A 17,984-nucleotide genomic window follows, 5' to 3' on the forward strand; every position below is an offset into this window, starting at 1 on the left:
CGCTCGGGGGTCTGCCACGGCAGGCCCCCGAACACCCGGTAGCTCAGGACACCAGGATTCTCGGCCCGAGGTCGGGGTTGTCGGTGACGCGGGGGTCGGCGTAGGGCTGCTTGCCCAGCCGCTGGGCCGCCAGCGCCGCCGCGAGATCGGCGACCTCGTCCTTCAGGTCGCCGTCGTCACCGAGATCGATGTCCACCCAGTCGGTTTCGATGCCGCGCTCCACATACGCGTGCACTTCACCGCCGGAGATGACGCCCGCGATATTGCGGAATGCCGTGGAATTCGGGTCGTCCCAGTACTTTCCGTGCCCGTCGGTGCCGAACACGGGTTCCTGCTTGCCGTCGCCGTTGTAATCGGCGTAATAGCCGGTATCGAGACGGGTGACGCCGGGCAGCTCGTCCGGATCGGTGCCCTGCGGATGACCGCCGTGCGGGTTGCGCTCCGGAATGCCCGGCAGATCCAGCCAGGACGGCAGCCCGGTGTCGCGCGGCGCGGACTGGGCGGCGCCGATCAAATCCCCGGGGGCCGTCATGGCGTAGCGCTGCACGGCCGCGTTCGGGTTCTGCCACGGCTTGTCCTCGACACCCGTGCCCGCCGAGGAGGCGTGCAGGATGCGATCGGCGCGCAGGCCCTGCTGCTCGGCCGTGCCGACGATCGAACCGCCGTAGGAATGGCCGACATAGGTGACCGGGGTGCCCGGCGCCTGCCGCGCCACCTCCCGGTCGACCTCCTTGCCGAACTCGACCAGTTTGGGCGCCATGTCCGCGGCGTACCGCGGATCCATCGCACCCGACGGCCCCAGATCCTGCGGGAAATCGCCCTCCATGTAGAGGAATATCGGGCCCCCGGTCTGATCGGCCAGGTTCCAGGCCGCGGCCTGGTTGGACGCGGCGCCGTCCAGATTCGTCGAGGTGCCCGGCACGTAGACGCCGACGCCCTTGGTGTCGGCGGTGAACTCGCCGACCATCTCGATCATGTGCCCGCTGCCCTCGTCGGCCCGGAACATGACGAACTTGCGGTCCACCTTCGTGTCGGCGGCGGGATCGACGCCGGCGGTGCGCACCAGGGCGAGTTCGGGCTTGCGGTCGGACTCCGAAACACCCGGCACCCGGTCGGTTTCGGTCGGATCGTCGATCGGCTCCAACAAACTCTCCAGCCGTCGCACCCGGTTTTCGTCGGGGTTCGGTTTGTGCTTCTCCTGCTGGATCGCGTTGCGGAGATTGATCTCGTTGGCCGCGATGCGCACCGGGAACGGGACGCCGTGGAGATTGCCCATGACGTCCGGATTCGCGAGCACCAGCGCACGGAGGTCGGCCGGGCTCAGCTGCGCGATCGCGGCCGCCCGCTGGTCGGCCGTCATCGCGGCCAGCTGGGTCACCACCTCGTCCGGGTCGCGGCGGGTGCCCTGGAACAGGATGTCCTGCTGACCGTCCCGGATCGCGGCGAGATCGGCCTGGATGGCACGCAGCCGCTCGCCGTAACCGCCGTCGACCCGCTCGATCTGATCCAGGCCGGCGAGGATATTGAGCTGGAAGACACCGGCTTCGGTGTTCGCGCTGTCCGGGTGGGTGACATATCCGGCGTCGTCCACCACGCAGCCCGCGGTCTGCGCGGCCGCGCGCTGGGCCAGCACATAGGTGCGGGCCGTGTCGAATTCGCGGTGCGCGTCGGTGGCCTCGTCGGCGAACTGCACCAGCAGGCCGCGCACCTCGTGCGCGTGATCGATCTCCTCGTTGGTGCGCCGCCAAGCCGCCTCCCTGGCCTGGCCGCGCCACTCCTGCGCGGCGTCCACCGCCCGGGCGGAGTCGGTGAGCGAATCGAACAGGGCCACCGCGTTCTCGTCGGCGATCTTCGCCGCGCGCAGCAGCCCCTCCAGATTCCAGCCCGCCAGCTGGGTGAACGTCGGCCGCATCAGCGCGCCTCCAACTTCGTGAACTCCGCCGCGATCTCGGCGTCGCGCTCGGCGATATTCCCCGCGAAGCGGTCCAGCAGATCCGCCATCGTGCCGAACCTGGTCGCGATGGCGGCCGCGGCCTGCCGTGCCGGATCCGCGCTCTCGCGCACCGCGGCCAGCACCGCGCTGCCTTCGCCGCCGGCCTCGGCCAGGGCCGACCACACCAGGCCCGTCAGATCGCCGGCCTCGCGCCGCCAAGTCGCGGAAATGTTCGTCAACTGCTCGGGCCGTACCCCGAACTGCGCCTCGTCGCCCACAACTCTCCCTGCGTCATCGCCAGACCGGTGTGCTCACTCTTCTTCGACGCAGCGCGGCCGAGATCGGTTCCACCTTCCGCGAGAGCCCGCCCGGGAGACCGTGCCGCTGATAGAATTCCGGTCTTGTGCGCCGGCGCTGGGAGGGGTTCGGATGGAGCACGATCACGAGTTCACCGTCGAATTACCGGAATCGGGAATCTACGTAGTGCGGCTGCTCGAGGGCGTGCGGCTCGCCGAAACCGAGGGCGGATTCGTCGGGCGCTGGGCGGCTTTCGACCTCGAGGCCGGGGGCGCCGACGCGGCCGAGGTGCACCGCGCGCTGCTGGACGCGTTGCAGGAACAGCTCGGCGCCGGGCCCGGTTCGCCGGAGTTCGGGGTCTTCGCCGAGTACGTGCGCGCGCACGGCACGCGGCTGTCCGAGCAGGAGGCGCTCGCGCGCGAGGCCGCGCAGTTGCGCGAGGTCCAGGTGCGCTGGCGCGTCACCGACGACGAGCAGTACGTGGTCCGGCTCTGGCAGGATCTCGAGGTGGGGCGCGACGGCGAGGTCGTGCTGGCCCGCGCCTTCGACCTGACCGGTCAGGGCCCGCAGCTGCGCGCGGCGCTGCAAGCGCTGACCGAGGCGCTGAACACGGCCGCCGGCAAGCACGAGCAGCCGGGCCCGCGCTACGACGAGCTGACGGCGTGGGTGCGTGCGCACGGCACGGCCGTCGCCGCCGACGTGCTGGCCCAGGAAGCCCGCGACCACCAGATCTATCTGGCCGCACGCGATCAGCTGACCGCCATCACCCCCGACGACATCGCCGCCGAAAGCTCCACCGGCGTCCCGCTGCTCGTCGACTTCTGGGCCGAATGGTGCGGGCCGTGCCGCCAGGTGACGCCGGTGCTGGCCGAGCTGGCGGGGCAGTGGGCCGGCCGGGTCCTGATCCGCAAGATCGATGTGGACAAGTTCGAGGGGATCTGGGAGCGCTACAACTTCCGCGGCATCCCCGCGATCCTCATGTTCCGCGACGGCGTCGAGATCCACCGGGTGATCGGCTTCGGCGGGAAGAATCATCTGGTCGCGGAGATCGAGCCGCATCTGTGAGCCGGGCGCGCAGCGCGAGCGCGTCGCGAGGCGCCATCACCTTGGCGTCGTTGTCGAAGTAGGCGTACACGTCGCCGTGGCGCGCCCACTCGCGAATCTTGGCGGCCCACAGGTCGAGTCCCTCGTCGGTGTAGCCGCTGACGTAGAGCTCCTCGTGGCCGTGCAGGCGCACGTAGGTGAAATCGGCGGTCGTCTCCTCGAGGAACGGGAACTTACCCGCCGTGTCCGCCACGACCAGCGCGACCCCGTATTTCCGCAGCAGAGCCGGGAATTCGGGGGTGTCGAAGCTGGGGTGCCGGACCTCGAGGGCGTGCCGCACCGGCCGGTCGCCGCCGGCGTCGAGCCAGGCGGGGTCGACGCGTTCGTCGTGCCGGCTCGCGATCTCGGCGGCCGCGGCCGTGCTGTGCGGCAGCCGCGCGCAGAAATCACCGAGCAACTCGGCGTCGAAGGCGAGATTCGGCGGCAGCTGCCACAGCAGCGGCCCCAGCTTGGGGCCCAGCGCGAGCACCCCGGAGGCCAGGAAGTTCGACAGCAGGGTGTCGCCGTCGCGCAGCCGTTTCATGTGTGTGATGAAGCGGCTGCCCTTGACGGCGAACACGAAATCGTCCGGGGTCTGCGCCGCCCACTTCTGGTAGCTGGCCGGCTTCTGCAGCGCGTAGAACGACCCGTTGATCTCTACCGAGTCGAGTTGCCCGGCCAGATAGGCGAGTTCGCCGCGCTGTGGCAACCCCTGCGGATAGAACACGCCCCGCCACGGCGGGTACACCCAGCCCGAGGTGCCGATCCGGATCTCGCCCATCCGACCATGGTGGCAGCTATCGCGGCGTGCGCGCGCTCGCGACGCGGCCGACCAGCCAGGCCACCAGGCCCGCCGCCAGGAACGACAGCAGCGAGGCGCTCATCCACGCCTGCTTGGTGAAGCCGAGGGTCTCCTGCACCTGGATCCAGAAGCGGGTCCAGGCGCCCGCGTCGCCCGGGTTGATCAGCTGATAGACCGACAGGCCGACCAGCCACGCGAACACCATGCCCCAGCGCGAGGGCGCGTCCGGCTCGGTGTTCCAGGTTCCCTTGGCGCGCAGGAAGAAATCGGCGACCAGCACGCCCAGCAGCGGCACGAACACCGAGCCGATCAGGCCGAGGAAGCCGAAGTAGTCGTCCATCCGCAGCCACAGCGCGAGCAGGGTGATCAGGACGCCGAGGCCGATCGACAGGATCCGCCGGTCGATGCGCGGCCACAGGTTCTGGATCGAGATGGCCGTGGAGTACACGTTGGCGAAGGACTGATCGGCCTCCCGGAACACCAGGATGAAGAAGAAGAAAGCGCCCAGCGTGACGTGCAGGAACGGTCCGTAGACGCCGCTGTCGCCGGTGGCCAGGGCGAGCGCGAGCAGCCCCAGGATGTAGGCGACGATCTGGGTCAGCGCGTACGAGCCGCTGGCCGCGCCGAACGCCGCGCGGGTGCTCTTGGAGTGCCGGGTGTAGTCGGCGGCCACCGGCATCCAGGAGATGGAGACGGCCAGCGCCGCGTCGGTGGCGATCCAGAAGAGGTTCCAGTCGACCCCGAACGGGCCGCTGCCCTTCGGGCCGGGGTTCGTGGTCAGATCCGGGATACCGGCCCGGAAGAACTGAATGTAGAACCAGGCCAGCGCGATCACCACGCCGACGGTGACGAAGCGGCGCAGCATCCGCACCGAACCCAGCGGCCAGATCGTCAGGGCCGTGGTGATCAGGCCCGCCGCCACCACGTAGAGCCAGCGCGGGCCGCCGCCGAACAGCTCCTCGGCGGCGCTGCCGATGACGATCAGTTCGAAGGTGCCCCAGCCGATCAGCTGGGCGATGTTCAGCACCGTCGGCAGGTAGCTGAGCTTCGCGCCGAACAGTCCGCGCAGCAGCACCATCGCGGGTTTGCCGGTGCGCGCGCCGGGCACCGCGGCCAGGCCGAGCATGAGCCCGCCCAGCAGGGTGCCGATGATCATCGCGAGAATGCCCGCCGCGATGGACAGTTGCAGCGCACCCTCGGTATTCGGGGCCAGCACCGTGTAGGCGCCGGAGAACGCGAACAGGCTGACGCCGAGATTGGCCCAGAACGCGCTCTGATCCCAGAACGACAGCACCCGGGGCGCGGGCTCGTCGAGGGTGAGCGGCGCCTCGTGCGCCGGAGTTTTCGAGGTGGAAGAAACAGACATGTGTCGAGCACTTTCCCTACGCCGGCATTACCCGAACAGGTTCATGCGGTCGGCGGAGCGTTGAGCCCGCCCTCTCAGCCCGGCCGTGCCCGAGCTCCCGCGGTGGTTGGTTCGGCCGAATAGTACACGTGTCCCGCGCATTCGTGGGATGTCTCGTCGTCCCTGCCCACCAGGGTCGCGGGCCTTTGTGCGGACCACCGATCGGTAGGCTGCGCGGGTGCTGCCGGGGTGGAGGATTCGCCGAACCCGGAGCGGAACCGATAGCGGCGGATTGGGGCTTGTTTTCGCGCGGCGCTGGGTTTCCTATAGAGGTACCAACGTCGACGTTCGGGGGTAGTCCTGATGCGCGCCGCTCCGGTCCATGGTGAATACGTCTTCGACAACGACAGTGACAAGGCCGCCGAACAGTTCGGCCTGCTCTGCGAACTGCTCAACCGCCACACCGTCGGCACACTCCGGGCGACGGGGGTGACCAGCGGCTGGCGCTGCTGGGACATCGGCGCCGGCAACGGCGACATCGCGCACTGGCTGGCCGCCGCCGTCGGGCCGACCGGCACCGTGCTGGCCACCGATCTGGAACCGCACCACATTCCGCCGCACGAGAGTCTGGAGATCCGCCGCCACGACGTCCGCGCCGACGCGCTGCCCGGCACCTTCGATCTCATCCACGTCCGGCTGGTCCTGATGCACCTGCCCGAGCGCGAGGCCGTGCTGCGCCGGCTCACCGCCGCGCTGGCGCCCGGCGGGGTGCTGGTGGTCTCGGATTGGGATGGCCCGCAGCGGGATTTCGTCATCACCGCCCCCGATCCGGAGGCGGCCGCCGCCGTCACCCGCTTCGCGCAGGCCATGCACGCCCTGGCCGACCTGGTGGGCGTCGATTTCTCCTGGGCTCGCCGCGCGCCCGCCGTCTTCCATGAGGCGGGGCTGGCCGACGTCCGGGCCACCGGCGTCGGGGAGATCTGGCCCGGCGGCAGCCCGGGCTGCGCGCTGTTCCGGTTGCACACACTGCTGCTGGCCGGTCCGCTCAGCGCGGCCGGTCTGGCCCCGGGTGATCTGGACACGCTGCGCGAGGCGTTCACCCGCCCGGACCTGCGCCTGTGGTCGCTGCGCATCTACACGACGACGGGCCGCGCCGCCGCCTGACCAGCCGGAAATAAGGATGCCGCCCGGTCCGCGAGCTGCGATGATTGCCGGATGGGGAGCGTTCTGATGACCGGGGATCTGCACGGCAACACCACCCACGCCGTGCACCTGTTGGACGTCGCCGCGCGTCAGGAGTGCGAAAAGCTCTTCGTGCTCGGCGATTTCGGCGCCTGGGAGCACACCGCCGCCGGTCGGCGCTACTTCGACGTCGTCGACCGCACGGCGCGCAAGAAGCAGGTCCAGGTGTATTTCCTGGACGGCAACCACGACAAGTCGGCCCTGGTGCACGAGCTCTACGGCGCCGAACCCGACGACGAGGGTTTCCTGGTGTGCCGGCGCAACATTCGCTACGCGCCGCGCGGCCACCGCTGGACCTGGGCGGGCACCCGGTTCGCGGCGTTCGGCGGGGCCTACTCCGTGGACAAGGCCTGGCGGCTGGCCGCCGAGGCGCACCGGGCCTGGAAAGCCGAGCGCCGCAGGCAGTTCGGCTCGGGCCGCCGCCCGGTGACCGAGGGCACCCTGTGGTTCCCGGAGGAACAGATGACCGACGCCGAATGCGAGGCCCTGCTCGCGGCCGACAGTTCGCCGGTCGACGTGCTGCTCACCCACGACAAACCGCGTGCCGCCGAACCGGATTGGAACCGCAAGAACCTGCCCGAGTGCCTGCCGAACCAGGATCGGATCCAGCGCGTCACCGAGGCGCTGCGGCCCCGGCTGCTGCTGCACGGCCATCTGCACTACCGCTACACCGACCAGATCGGCGACACCCGGGTGGAAGGGCTGGGCGCGGATCCGGAGGCGTCGGGGCCGGCGGGCTACGAATCCGCCGACTCCTGGCTGGTGCTGCCGCTGCCGTACGCGCCGGAGCGCGCCGCCCGGCTCGAAATCGCCTGAGCCGGGCCGCTATCCGGCCAGGCAGGCGTCGCGGGCGGTGTTCTTGCTGGCGTTGAACTTGTCCACCGAGGCGTTGAGCGCGTCGACGTTCACCCGGCGCTCCACGTTGTCGGCGACGGTGTTGCTGTCGTCCCGGTAGGTCCGCAGCGGATCGGCGATGCGCGGCGGCAGTTCGGGCGCCAGCTTCGCGGTGAGCTCGGTGGCGCCGCTGCGCAGCGTGTTCACCGCGTCGGTGGCCTTGGCGTCCACATCGGCGGCATTGGATTCACCGGCGTCGATGTAGGCGTTGAAGGAGGCGATCGACTTGGCGGTCACCGCGGCGAAGGTGTCGCAGGCGGCTTCGATGGCCGAGGCCACCGCGGCCGCCTTGGACGAGGAGGCCGCGATCGAGGAGGAGATCGAGGAGGCGGTGACCTCGGAGGTGTAGGAGGCCAGCTCGGTCTGATTGGCTTGCGCCGAACCCGAGATCTGTTGGGAGCAGGCGCCGAGGAAGATGATGCCGATCGCGGTCGCGGCCGCCGTGGCGGCCAGGCCGGCGCGCTCTAGTCGTCGCATCGTGTACGCCTCTCTCATTCCTCGGGGAGCCCGACCGATGACGCAGCGCGGTGCGCGAATCGGACGTTTCGACGGTACTGGGTCGGCGGCGTTCCCGTCAGGTGGGTCGCCAACCGAGACCGGTCCGTACCCCGCAGGGCCCGGGACCGGCTGGTCCCGGGCCGGGCGCGGCCCAGGTCAGCCGGGCAGACCGGCGAGCATGCCGTTCATTGTGTCGATCTCGGCGCGCTGGGCGGTGATCACTGCGCGGGCCAGCGCCACCGACTCGGGGTTGACGCCGTTCGCGATCTCGGTGTCGGACATCGCGATCGCGCCCTGGTGGTGCTGGATCATCATCTCCAGCCACTGCCGGTCGAACGCCGTGCCGGAGGCGGCGCGCAGCGCGTCGAGCTGCTCGGCGGACATCATGCCGGGCATGGTGGCGCCGTGCCCGCTGTGGTCGCCGGACGCGCTCGGCACCGGTTTGCCGAAACTTTGCAGCAGCGCGCTGATCTGCTGCATCTCCGGCGCCTGCGCCTGTTCCACGGCCGTCGCGAGCGCGAGCAGCTGCGGATTCTGGCTGCGAGAGGGCACCAGCTTCGCCATCTCGACAGCCTGGGCGTGGTGCGGATACATCCCTTGCAGGAAGGCGATATCGGCGTCGTTGAAATCGGTCCGGGCGCCCGGCGCGGCCGGCGCCGCCGCGCTGGTGGACGTCGCGCCGTGGTCCATGCCGGGCATCGGGTCGGAGTCGTCGGTGCCGCAGCCCGCGGCGATCAGGCCGATCGCGGCGACGGCGAGGGTGATTCGGGTACGACTGGTGAACATGGCTGTACTCCTGGGGAATTAGAGGTGATTCGGGTGGGCCGATCCGTCGCCGGCGCGCAGGGCGCGGCGCGGGCGAGTGCCCATCAGATCCGCAGAATCGACAATTCGGCCAGGGATAGGACAGTCCAGGGCGGCGGGCGTTCCCGCTCGGCCCGCCAGTGCCACGGCAGTCTCGGACGGCCCGCCGCCCGCTCGACGGCCACGTAATAGAGCAGAACGAGCAGCAGCGCCGAACCGAGCGCGGTCAGAATGAACACGCACCCGTGCAATCCGGCATGCCCGGTATCGCAACCCGCGCCACCGCACGCCGGTCCCGAGTGCGGGGCCGCAGGGTAGCCCGAGCCCTGCGTGGGTGTGGCCGCAGTGCGCCCGGAATCCGTCGTGGGCGCGTGGACGGCGTGGCTGGATTCCGTCGCGACTGCGATTGCGGCCGTGGGGTGGCCGAAAACCGGCGCGAGCGCGGGTCGGTCGGAGTCTTGCGCGGGGGCGTCGTGGCCGGAGTCGCTGACGGGCGCGGGCAGGCTGTGCCCGTGTTCGCTCGCGGGGGCGGCGTGCTCGGCGTGTGAACCGCCGGAATGGCCGACCGTGAAAACCCCCGCGTGCATCGCGACGATGCCCGCGAGCAGGGCCAGCACCGCGAGCAGCCGGGTGGCCCCGGACGCTCGAAGCAGTGGATGCTGGTCGACCACGGGCCCGAGTGTAGCCACGCCGCGCGCGGCCTCGCAAATACCCCTAGCCCGTATCGGGCCTGGGCCTATCGGGTCGCGATATCGATCACCAGGCGGGTCGGATTGCTCAGGGTGCTGACGGTGAAAGCGGGCCGATCGGCCTGGACGCCGATGAAGGACTGGGTGGTGCCCTCGTAGACCGCGCTGCCGTAGACCCCGGCGATGCCGGGCGCGCCCGGGTCGGTGGCCGGGTCGGGTCCGGCGTACGGCTCGACGCCGCTGTCGAACGGATAGGCCGAGCCGGTGATCTGCACCTCGAGGATCGACCGGCCGGCCACCTCGACGGCCTTGCCGCTGCCGTCCTGCACGGCGCGGTCGGCGTATTGCACGGTCCAGCCCGGGGCGCCGCGGCCGCCGAGGTCGTAGACGACCCGGTCGAAGCCTGGTTGTGGCCCGATCCGGATACCGGTCACCGTGAGGCCCGCGTCACCCGACGGCGCCTGGCGCTTGGGCAGCGCGTCGCCCGGGACCTGGGCGGGGGCGTCGATGAACGTGCTGGTGGTGTCCGGGGACGTGGTTTCCGTGCCGCGGTTGTCGCAGCCGGCCAGCAGGGTCGCGGAGACCGCGATCAGCACCAGCATCGTGTTACGCATGGGACTGATGTTAATGATCGGAGCCCGCTTCGGGGGGATCAGCAATCGTCGTGTCGCGCAGCTCCTTTCACACCTGTTCCAGTATGACGAATTGCAATGTGAGGCTTGGCATTTCAAAGCTCGCGAAAATCTCCGGAAAACCGATCGGGCCGATTGGCCGGGGTGAATGAGACATTCGGGCAACGATCTAGCACACTTGACGTGTGGGAGATGTCGAGGATGTCCTAGGCCGGCTGCGGCGGTATCCGGACGTGGAGGCGCTGAACCTCTACGCCGTCGATGCCGCGGACCGGCTGATTCTCGATGTCGCGGGCGAGCACCTCTTCGCTGAACATAGCGGAAAGGTTGCTGTCGTCGGCGACAGTTACGGCGCGCTGACGCTCGGCGTCATCGCCGCGCACGATCTACGCGACGTCCGCGTGCACCAGGACCTCTACACCGGGGAACTCGCGCTGGCCAACAACGCCCGCACCCTCGGCCTCGCCGATCGCTATGTCGCGCACGGGCTCAACGAGAAGTTGCTGGCCGACGCGCGGGTGGTGCTGCTGCGGCTGCCCCGCGTGCTGTCCGGGCTCGCCGAGGTCGCCGACGCCATCGCGCGCTACGCCGACCCGGAAGTCGTGGTGATCGCGGGCGGCCGGGACAAATACCTGACCAAGTCCATGAACGAGGTCCTGGCCGAATACTTTTCGGAGGTGCGCGCCAGCCGCGGTCGGCAGAAGTCGCGCACGCTGCAGGTCTCGGGCCCGAAACCGGTGGGGGAGCCCCGGTTCCCGATGGTGGAGCGGATCGAGGATCTCGCCCTGGACGTGGTCGCGCACGGTGCGGCGTTCTCGGGTGCGCGCCTGGATATCGGCACCCGATTCCTACTACAACACCTGCGCCTGATGAAGCCCGACGCCCGCGACGCCATCGACCTCGGGTGCGGTACCGGCATCCTCGCGGTCGCCCTGGCCAAGGCGCGACCCGGCATCCGGGTGGTGGGCACCGACCAGTCCGCCGCCGCGGTCGCCTCCGCCCGGGCGACGGTGGCGGCCAACCAGGTCGACGACCGGGTCACCGTGGTGCGCGACGACGCCATGTCCTCGGCCGCGGACAACAGCGCCGACCTGGTGCTGTGCAATCCGCCGTTCCACGTCGGGGCCGCGGTGCACACCGGGTCCGCGATCAAGATGTTCGTCGAGACCGGCCGGGTGCTGCGCCCGGGCGGCGAGCTGTGGACCGTCTACAACTCGCACCTGAATTACCGTGGCGTGGTGGAGAAGATGGTGGGCCGCACCGAAGTGGTCGGGCGCAACCGGAAGTTCACGGTCACTCGGTCGGTCCGTGGCCTGCATGACGCCCGGCAGCGGTAGAGTTCGGTCCGATATGTCCGACTCGGGTAAGCCCCACCTGGGAACTTGCCAAGGGCCGGAGACGTTGAACAAGGCAGTTGGCATTCGAGCACCCCGCTCGAGCGGCAACAGCAGCAACGACTGAAGAAAGGGACGCAGTTGCGTACCACGAGCAATCCGGTCTTCAAGAACCTGCCGAAGCAGCAGGGTGGCGGTGGCTACGCCAACTTCGGCCAGGGTATGCCCGGTGCCCCCATGGGCCAGCCGTACGGCAACCAGTACCCGCCGAACCAGTACGGGCAGCCCGGGCAGTACCAGCCCTACACCCCGCCGGCGCCGGCCACCCGGTCGCTGACCATCGACGACATCGTCACCAAGACGGCCTTCACCCTGGGTGTGCTGTCGGTGACGGCGCTGGTCTCCTACATCCTGTCCGCGAGCAGCACCGACAACGCGCTGGCCTTCCCGCTGATGCTGGTCGGCCTGATCGGCGGCCTGGTGCTGTCCCTGGTCGCGATCTTCGGTAACAAGACCGATAATCCGGCCATCGTGCTGTCCTACGCGGCCTTCGAGGGCCTGTTCCTCGGCGCCGTCTCGTTCGTGTTCGCCAACATCATCAGCGTCGGCGGCACCGGAATGATCGCCCAGGCGGTGCTCGGCACGTTCGGTGTCTTCGCGGGCATGCTGGTCGTCTACAAGACCGGCGCCATCCGCGTCACGCCGCGCTTCACCCGCATGATCATCGGCGCCACCATCGGCGTCGTGGTGCTGATGCTGGGCAACCTGATCGCCAGCTTCTTCACCGACGGCGGCTTCGGCCTGCGCGACGGCGGCCCGATCGCCATCATCTTCAGCCTGGTCTGCATCGCGATCGCCGCGTTCAGCTTCCTGCTGGACTTCGACGCCGCCGACGACCTGATCCGCGCCCAGGCGCCGGAGAAGGCGGCCTGGAGCGTCGCGTTCGGCCTGACCATCACCCTAGTCTGGCTGTACCTGGAGATCCTGCGCCTGCTGAGCTACTTCAACAACGACTAGCGGTAGACGAAAGGGCGGCCAACCGGATCCGGTTGGCCGCCCTTTCGGCGTTCCGAACTAGGAGAGGCGCTCGATGACCAGCGCCATGCCCTGGCCGCCGCCGACGCACATGGTCTCCACACCGAACTGCTTGTCGTAGGTCTGCAGGTTGTTGATCAGCGTGGTGGTGATGCGGGCGCCGGTCATGCCGAACGGGTGGCCCAGCGCGATCGCGCCGCCGGAGACGTTCAGCTTGTCCTCGTCGATCTTCAGTTCCCGCGCCGAACCGAGCACCTGCACCGCGAAGGCCTCGTTGATCTCGAACAGGTCGATGTCGCCGACGCTCTTGCCGGCCAGGGCCAGCGCGCGCTTGACGGCTTCGATCGGGCCCAGGCCCATGATCTCGGGGGACAGGCCGGAGACGCCGGTGGACACGATGCGCGCCAGCGGGGTCAGGCCCAGCTCCTTGGCCTTGGTGTCGCTCATGATGACCAGCGCGGCCGCGCCGTCGTTGAGCGGGCAGCAGTTGCCGGCGGTGATGGTGCCGTCGGGCCGGAAGACCGGCTTCAGCCCACTGACGCCCTCCAGGGTGACGCCGGCGCGCGGGCCGTCGTCCTTGGACACCACGGTGCCGTCGGGCAGGGTGACCGGGGTGATCTCGCGCTCGAAGAAGCCGTTCTTGATGGCCTCCTCCGCGCGGTTCTGCGAGCGCACGCCCCAGCGGTCCTGGTCCTCGCGGGTGATGCCGGTCAGCCGGGCCACGTTCTCGGCGGTCTGGCCCATGGCGATGTAGGCGTCGGGCAGCAGGCCGTCCTCGCGCGGGTCGTGCCAGCCGACGCCGCCCTCGGCGGTCTTCGCGGTGCGCGCCTGGGCCTCGTCGAACAGCGGGTTCTTGGTGTTGGGCCAGCTGTCGGCGGAGCCGTTCTTGTAGCGGGAGACGGTCTCCACGCCGGCGGAGATGAAGATGTCACCCTCGCCGGCCTTGATGGCGTGGAACGCCATCCGGGTGGACTGCAGCGAGGACGCACAGTAGCGGTGCACGGTGGTGCCCGGGACGGTGTCGTAACCGAGCTCGACCGCGACGTTGCGCGCGATGTTGAAGCCCTGCTCGCCGCCCGGCGAGCCACAGCCCAGGATGAGGTCGTCGATCTGGGTGGGGTCGAGAGCCGGAACCTTCTCCAGCGCGGCGCGCACGATCTGCACGGTGAGATCGTCCGGACGCATGTCCACCAGCGAGCCCTTCATGGCGCGGCCGATGGGCGAGCGAGCGGTCGAAACGATAACTGCCTCAGGCATGAGGGCTCCTTCGGTACTGCGGCGTGGCGAGCTCAGTTTTGTACTGGCGCTTCTATGTGTACCGAACTCGTGGATGACGAAGTCAGGCAGGTACGTCGAAAACGGCGCGGGCGGGGATACTCGCGCTGTCGGTGGTGACGACGACCTCGACGCGACCGGGCCCGGTGTCCTGGAACAGCGAGTAGAGAATGCTGCCGTAGATGCCCACGACGACGCGGTTGACGTAGGCGCCCGTGGCGCCGGTGTTCAGGTTGCGCCACTCGACGGTCGTCAGCACCTCGCACAGCGGGGCCAGGGGATAACTGCCCGGCCCCACCCCCGCCACCGGATCGGCGCGCATATTGAGAATCGCGCGACCCGGCCACTGCGCACTGGTGTCGGCCCAGGTGCGAATGCTGGTCCAGCACAGGCCACCGTGCGCCATGGTGGGAACCTGCGGGAACTGGGTGGTAGCGGCGCCGGCCGTCGCGGCGGGCGCCAGCGCCAGGGCCGCTGTCGCGATCAGGGCGGCACCGGCAAGGTTGAGCTGCCTCATGTTTCGGAATACTAGGTGCCGATCACGCCTGGAGCGTGGATGTGCCGTTCGAACCGGCGCCGGGTTCGGCGTGTAGCAGCGCCCGCCCCTGCTCCGCGGCCTGGGCGATGCTCTGCGACACGAAATCCAGGAACCGTGCGATGTTCTGCAGCCGGACGGCCGCCGGGGTGCCGTCGCCGAGAATGCCGACGCCCTGGCGCGCGAGGTCGACCAAGTGCGCGGTGTTGTGCGCGCTGGCCATCATCGACTGGAAGAACACGTCGTTGTCCACCACGTAGCGTTCGCGGCGGCGCTCGTCCCGTTCGCGGCGCACGTGACTCAGCCCCTCCAGCATGGTGATCGCCTTGGACACCGAGGCCGGACTGACCTGCAGCCGCTGCGCGAGATCCGTGGCGGTACGCCCGCCGCTGTCGGTGACCGTCAGACAGGCCAGCACCCGGGCCGTCATCCGCGGCAGGCCGGACTGCATGAAGACCGTGGCGAACATCTCCTCGTAGGCGCGCACGGCCTCGGCGTCGCGGCCGCCCGGCAACGGGCCCTTGGACACGGGCCGGCGGCGCCGGTGGCCGCGGTGCTCGGTGGCGTACTGGGCCAGATCGGCGCGATAGCCGGTGGGGCCGCCGTTGCGCAGCACTTCCCGGGTGACGGTCGAGGTCGGCCGGCCCAGGCGCCGCGCGATCTCCGCGTAGGCGTCGCCGTCGGCCAGGCCGAGCGCGATCTGCCGCCGTTCCTGCTGAGTCAGTCGGCCTCCGGGCATCGGCTCACCGTAGCGTTGCCGCTCGGCTCATTGCAACGGTCATCCCAAGATGCGATTGCATTGAAATTACACTCATTGCAACGATTACATGGCTCTGAACAGTATTTATCCGCATTGGGTGCAACATCAAAGTCGATGAATCAGGAAGGTCGACGTAGCGTTTTCCGAAATCGGAAACTACGAGGGAGACCTGATGAAGGAAACGAACACCACCGGCTTCTCCGCAGCGGGCCTGCGCAGACTGCACGATGTCTTGGCGGCACATGTCGAATCCGGAAAGATCCCGGGATTGGTCGCGCTGATCAGCCGCGACGGCCGGACCCACGTCGAAGCCCTGGGGACCATGCGGCACGACGGCGGCGCCGCGATGCGCCGCGACACCCTGTTCCGGATGGCGTCCACGTCCAAACCGGTCACCACCGCCGCGGCGATGGTGCTGCTCGACGAGTGCCGGCTGCGGCTCGACGATCCGGTCGACGAGTGGCTGCCCGAACTCGCCGACCGCCGCGTGCTGCGCCGGCCCGACGGCCCGCTCACCGACACCGTGCCCGCCCGCCGCTCGATCACCGTCCGGGACCTGCTCACCTCCACCTTCGGGCTCGGCATGGATTTCGACCTGCTGACGGCCCCGATCCGGGCCGCGGTCTTCGAGAAGACCGACTACAGCGTGGCCTCCGGCCCGGCGCCCGATCAGGACGAGTGGATGCGCCGCCTGGGCGAACTCCCGCTGTCCTATCAGCCGGGCGAACGGTGGCAGTACGACCTCAGCAACGAGGTGCTCGGAGTGCTGGTCTCCCGGGTCGCGGGCAGTTCCCTGGAAGCCTTCCTGCGTGAACGCGTGCTGGACCCGCTGGGCATGCGCGACACCGGCTTCCATGTGCCCGCCGCGCGGATCGACCGCCTCCCGCCGCTCTACGGCCCGGATCCGGGAACCGGCGAATTCCTGCTGTGGGACGCGGCCGCGGGCGGCCGGGTGAGCGCGCCGCCCGCTTTCCAGGGTGCCGGCGGCGGACTGGTCTCGACCGCCGACGACTACCACGCCTACTTCCGGATGCTGCTGAACGGCGGCGTGCACGAGGGCACGCGAATTCTGTCCCGGGCCGCGGTCGCGCTCATGACCACCAATTGCCTGACGCCCGAACAGCAATCGGCGCGCGACGCGATGTATCGCGGCATCGCGCACCTGTCCTGCGGTCAGGGACTGCACGGGGGCTGGGGCTTCGGCATGGCCGTGCGCACCTACCGCGGCGGCTACGCGCCGGTCGGTCAGTTCGGCTGGGACGGAGGCAGCGGTACCAGCGCCTACGCCGACCCGGTCAACCGGCTCACCGGCATCCTGCTCACCCAGGTCGGGATGTCGACACTGGATTCGCCACGGCTCGCCGCCGACTTCTGGACCACGGTCTACCAGGCACTCGGCGACTGAGAGATTCCGGCTTCTGCAACGATGGGGGCATGCGCATCGCGAACCATGTCGTCGACCTCATCGGCAATACGCCCCTGGTTCGGTTGAACTCTGTGGTGGAACCGGAAGCCGGCCTGCTGGCCGCCAAGATCGAATACCTGAACCCGGGCGGCAGTTCCAAGGACCGCATCGCGGTCAAGATGATCGACGCCGCCGAGGAGGCCGGCCTGCTGAAGCCGGGCGGCACCATCGTCGAGCCCACCTCCGGCAACACCGGCGTCGGGCTCGCGCTGGTGGCCCAGCAGCGCGGGTACAAGTGCGTCTTCGTCTGCCCCGACAAGGTCTCCGAGGACAAGCGCAATGTGCTGCGGGCCTACGGCGCCGAGGTCGTGGTCTGCCCGACCGCGGTCGCGCCGGAGGACCCGGCCAGCTACTACAACGTCTCCGATCGTCTGGTGCGCGAGATCGAGGGCGCCTGGAAGCCGGACCAGTACTCCAACCCCGGCGGCCCGGACAGCCACTACGAGACCACCGGCCCCGAGATCTGGCGCGACACCGAGGGCAAGGTCACGCACTTCGTCGCGGGCGTCGGCACCGGCGGCACCATCACCGGCACCGGCCGCTACCTCAAGGAGGTCTCCGGCGGCAAGGTGCAGATCATCGGCGCGGATCCGGAGGGCTCGGTGTACTCCGGCGGCACCGGCCGCCCGTACCTGGTGGAGGGTGTCGGCGAGGACTTCTGGCCCTCGGCCTACGACCCGGCCGTCCCGGACGAGATCATCGCGGTCTCCGACGCCGACTCCTTCGACATGACTCGCCGCCTGGCCCGCGAGGAGGGCCTGCTGGTCGGCGGCTCCTGCGGCATGGCCGTGGTGGCGGCCATCGAGGTGGCGCGCCGCGACCCGGACAACGTGGTCGTCGTGCTGCTGCCGGACGGCGGCCGCGGCTACCTGTCCAAGATCTTCAACGATCAGTGGATGAGCTCCTACGGCTTCCTGACCACGCGCCTGGACGGCAGCACCGCCGAACCGCTGGTCGGCGACGTGCTGCGCGGCAAGTCCGGCGCGCTGCCGGATCTGGTGCACACCCATCCCTCGGAGACCCTGCGCGACGCCATCGAGATCCTGCGCGAGTACGGCGTCTCGCAGATGCCGGTCGTCGGCGCCGAGCCGCCGGTCATGGCGGGCGAGGTCGCGGGCAGCGTCACCGAGCGGGATCTGCTCTCGGCGGTGTTCGAGGGCCGGGCGCACCTGACCGATTCGGTGGCCAAGCACATGAGCCCGGGGTTCCCGCTGATCGGTTCCGGCGAGCCGATTTCGGCGGCGACCAAGGCGCTGTCGGACACCGACGCGCTGATGGTGGTGGAGGACGGCAAGCCGGTCGGCGTCATCACCCGGCACGATCTGCTCGGATTCCTGAGCACGGGCAGCATAGGGCACTGA

General features: G+C 69.5%; 18 protein-coding genes and 1 riboswitch. Of the genes, 7 read left to right on the top strand and 11 right to left on the bottom strand.

Translation table 11 applies throughout. From position 1 onward, the window contains the following. Positions 1-43 precede the first annotated feature (43 nt). Complete coding sequence (locus AB0I43_RS15530) at positions 44-1,912, bottom strand: alpha/beta hydrolase (protein ID WP_356973420.1); 1,869 nt, start codon at positions 1,910-1,912, stop codon at positions 44-46. Continuing rightward, on the bottom strand, positions 1,912-2,211 hold the full coding sequence (locus AB0I43_RS15535; protein ID WP_356973421.1) for a hypothetical protein: 300 nt from the start codon (positions 2,209-2,211) through the stop codon (positions 1,912-1,914). Before AB0I43_RS15535 ends, AB0I43_RS15530 begins: the two co-directional genes overlap by 1 nt. Before the next feature lie 151 nt (positions 2,212-2,362). On the opposite strand from AB0I43_RS15535, the gene AB0I43_RS15540 reads away from it, so the two are divergent. Continuing rightward, a complete protein-coding gene (locus tag AB0I43_RS15540) occupies positions 2,363-3,295 on the top strand; it encodes a thioredoxin domain-containing protein (protein WP_356973422.1) in 933 nt (310 codons plus the stop codon). On the opposite strand, the gene AB0I43_RS15545 is transcribed toward AB0I43_RS15540, so the two are convergent. Together AB0I43_RS15545 and AB0I43_RS15550 are read right to left on the bottom strand one after the other, a co-directional pair. Further along, the gene (locus AB0I43_RS15545; RefSeq protein WP_356973423.1) at positions 3,207-4,094 is read right to left on the bottom strand and encodes a DUF72 domain-containing protein; all 888 of its coding nucleotides are present in this window, start codon (positions 4,092-4,094) and stop codon (positions 3,207-3,209) included. The two genes, AB0I43_RS15540 and AB0I43_RS15545, sit on opposite strands and share 89 nt — an antisense overlap. Before the next feature lie 16 nt (positions 4,095-4,110). Further along, positions 4,111-5,481 (bottom strand): cytosine permease, encoded by a 1,371-nt coding sequence (locus AB0I43_RS15550; RefSeq protein WP_356973424.1) that lies wholly within the window; start codon positions 5,479-5,481, stop codon positions 4,111-4,113. Further along, positions 5,477-5,592: riboswitch (TPP riboswitch) on the bottom strand. (Overlaps the previous gene by 5 nt.) A gap of 231 nt (positions 5,593-5,823) precedes the next feature. Here AB0I43_RS15550 and AB0I43_RS15555 point away from each other — a divergent pair. Continuing rightward, the gene (locus AB0I43_RS15555; protein ID WP_356973425.1) at positions 5,824-6,624 is read left to right on the top strand and encodes a methyltransferase; all 801 of its coding nucleotides are present in this window, start codon (positions 5,824-5,826) and stop codon (positions 6,622-6,624) included. A gap of 51 nt (positions 6,625-6,675) precedes the next feature. Continuing rightward, positions 6,676-7,518: a metallophosphoesterase gene (locus AB0I43_RS15560; protein ID WP_356973426.1), complete on the top strand. Its 843-nt coding sequence runs from the start codon at positions 6,676-6,678 to the stop codon at positions 7,516-7,518. A 9-nt stretch (positions 7,519-7,527) separates the two neighbouring features. On the opposite strand, the gene AB0I43_RS15565 is transcribed toward AB0I43_RS15560, so the two are convergent. From AB0I43_RS15565 to AB0I43_RS15580, 4 genes are all read right to left on the bottom strand, one after another. Continuing rightward, a complete protein-coding gene (locus tag AB0I43_RS15565) occupies positions 7,528-8,073 on the bottom strand; it encodes a hypothetical protein (RefSeq protein WP_356973427.1) in 546 nt (181 codons plus the stop codon). Positions 8,074-8,250: 177 nt separating this feature from the next. Continuing rightward, a complete protein-coding gene (locus tag AB0I43_RS15570) occupies positions 8,251-8,880 on the bottom strand; it encodes a DUF305 domain-containing protein (protein WP_356973428.1) in 630 nt (209 codons plus the stop codon). A gap of 83 nt (positions 8,881-8,963) precedes the next feature. Next, complete coding sequence (locus AB0I43_RS15575; protein ID WP_356973429.1) at positions 8,964-9,569, bottom strand: hypothetical protein; 606 nt, start codon at positions 9,567-9,569, stop codon at positions 8,964-8,966. A 65-nt stretch (positions 9,570-9,634) separates the two neighbouring features. Further along, positions 9,635-10,201, bottom strand: coding sequence for a hypothetical protein (locus tag AB0I43_RS15580; RefSeq protein ID WP_356973430.1), 567 nt, complete (start codon positions 10,199-10,201; stop codon positions 9,635-9,637). A 203-nt stretch (positions 10,202-10,404) separates the two neighbouring features. Between AB0I43_RS15580 and AB0I43_RS15585 the strand changes: the two genes are divergently transcribed. Beyond that, positions 10,405-11,556: a methyltransferase gene (locus AB0I43_RS15585; RefSeq protein WP_356973431.1), complete on the top strand. Its 1,152-nt coding sequence runs from the start codon at positions 10,405-10,407 to the stop codon at positions 11,554-11,556. A gap of 138 nt (positions 11,557-11,694) precedes the next feature. Continuing rightward, entirely contained in the window at positions 11,695-12,570 is an 876-nt protein-coding gene (locus AB0I43_RS15590) for a Bax inhibitor-1/YccA family protein (protein ID WP_356973432.1), read from the top strand. A 57-nt stretch (positions 12,571-12,627) separates the two neighbouring features. Here the strand turns inward: AB0I43_RS15590 and AB0I43_RS15595 are convergent, their stop codons facing one another. The 3 genes from AB0I43_RS15595 to AB0I43_RS15605 form a co-directional block, all read right to left on the bottom strand. Beyond that, complete coding sequence (locus tag AB0I43_RS15595; protein WP_356973433.1) at positions 12,628-13,845, bottom strand: acetyl-CoA C-acetyltransferase; 1,218 nt, start codon at positions 13,843-13,845, stop codon at positions 12,628-12,630. Positions 13,846-13,927: 82 nt separating this feature from the next. Next, the gene (locus tag AB0I43_RS15600; protein ID WP_356973434.1) at positions 13,928-14,380 is read right to left on the bottom strand and encodes a hypothetical protein; all 453 of its coding nucleotides are present in this window, start codon (positions 14,378-14,380) and stop codon (positions 13,928-13,930) included. 22 nt (positions 14,381-14,402) lie between these two features. Next, positions 14,403-15,137, bottom strand: coding sequence for a helix-turn-helix domain-containing protein (locus tag AB0I43_RS15605; protein WP_357432196.1), 735 nt, complete (start codon positions 15,135-15,137; stop codon positions 14,403-14,405). Positions 15,138-15,330: 193 nt separating this feature from the next. Here AB0I43_RS15605 and AB0I43_RS15610 point away from each other — a divergent pair, with 193 nt between their 5' ends. Then, complete coding sequence (locus AB0I43_RS15610; RefSeq protein WP_357432198.1) at positions 15,331-16,563, top strand: serine hydrolase domain-containing protein; 1,233 nt, start codon at positions 15,331-15,333, stop codon at positions 16,561-16,563. 29 nt (positions 16,564-16,592) lie between these two features. After that, positions 16,593-17,984 (top strand): cystathionine beta-synthase, encoded by a 1,392-nt coding sequence (locus AB0I43_RS15615; protein WP_356973437.1) that lies wholly within the window; start codon positions 16,593-16,595, stop codon positions 17,982-17,984.

The organism is Nocardia sp. NPDC050435 (genome assembly GCF_040655395.1).
Lineage (GTDB): Bacteria > Actinomycetota > Actinomycetes > Mycobacteriales > Mycobacteriaceae > Nocardia.

Bases quoted from the DNA above. Each gene is read 5' to 3' on its own strand.
- AB0I43_RS15530 (WP_356973420.1), bottom strand. From the start codon at position 1,912: ATGCGGCCGACGTTCACCCAGCTGGCGGGCTGGAATCTGGAGGGGCTG.
- AB0I43_RS15540 (WP_356973422.1), top strand. From the start codon at position 2,363: ATGGAGCACGATCACGAGTTCACCGTCGAATTACCGGAATCGGGAATC.
- AB0I43_RS15545 (WP_356973423.1), bottom strand. From the start codon at position 4,094: ATGGGCGAGATCCGGATCGGCACCTCGGGCTGGGTGTACCCGCCGTGG.
- AB0I43_RS15550 (WP_356973424.1), bottom strand. From the start codon at position 5,481: ATGTCTGTTTCTTCCACCTCGAAAACTCCGGCGCACGAGGCGCCGCTC.
- AB0I43_RS15555 (WP_356973425.1), top strand. From the start codon at position 5,824: ATGCGCGCCGCTCCGGTCCATGGTGAATACGTCTTCGACAACGACAGT.
- AB0I43_RS15560 (WP_356973426.1), top strand. From the start codon at position 6,676: ATGGGGAGCGTTCTGATGACCGGGGATCTGCACGGCAACACCACCCAC.
- AB0I43_RS15565 (WP_356973427.1), bottom strand. From the start codon at position 8,073: ATGCGACGACTAGAGCGCGCCGGCCTGGCCGCCACGGCGGCCGCGACC.
- AB0I43_RS15570 (WP_356973428.1), bottom strand. From the start codon at position 8,880: ATGTTCACCAGTCGTACCCGAATCACCCTCGCCGTCGCCGCGATCGGC.
- AB0I43_RS15580 (WP_356973430.1), bottom strand. From the start codon at position 10,201: ATGCGTAACACGATGCTGGTGCTGATCGCGGTCTCCGCGACCCTGCTG.
- AB0I43_RS15595 (WP_356973433.1), bottom strand. From the start codon at position 13,845: ATGCCTGAGGCAGTTATCGTTTCGACCGCTCGCTCGCCCATCGGCCGC.
- AB0I43_RS15600 (WP_356973434.1), bottom strand. From the start codon at position 14,380: ATGAGGCAGCTCAACCTTGCCGGTGCCGCCCTGATCGCGACAGCGGCC.
- AB0I43_RS15605 (WP_357432196.1), bottom strand. From the start codon at position 15,137: ATGCCCGGAGGCCGACTGACTCAGCAGGAACGGCGGCAGATCGCGCTC.
- AB0I43_RS15610 (WP_357432198.1), top strand. From the start codon at position 15,331: ATGAAGGAAACGAACACCACCGGCTTCTCCGCAGCGGGCCTGCGCAGA.
- AB0I43_RS15615 (WP_356973437.1), top strand. From the start codon at position 16,593: ATGCGCATCGCGAACCATGTCGTCGACCTCATCGGCAATACGCCCCTG.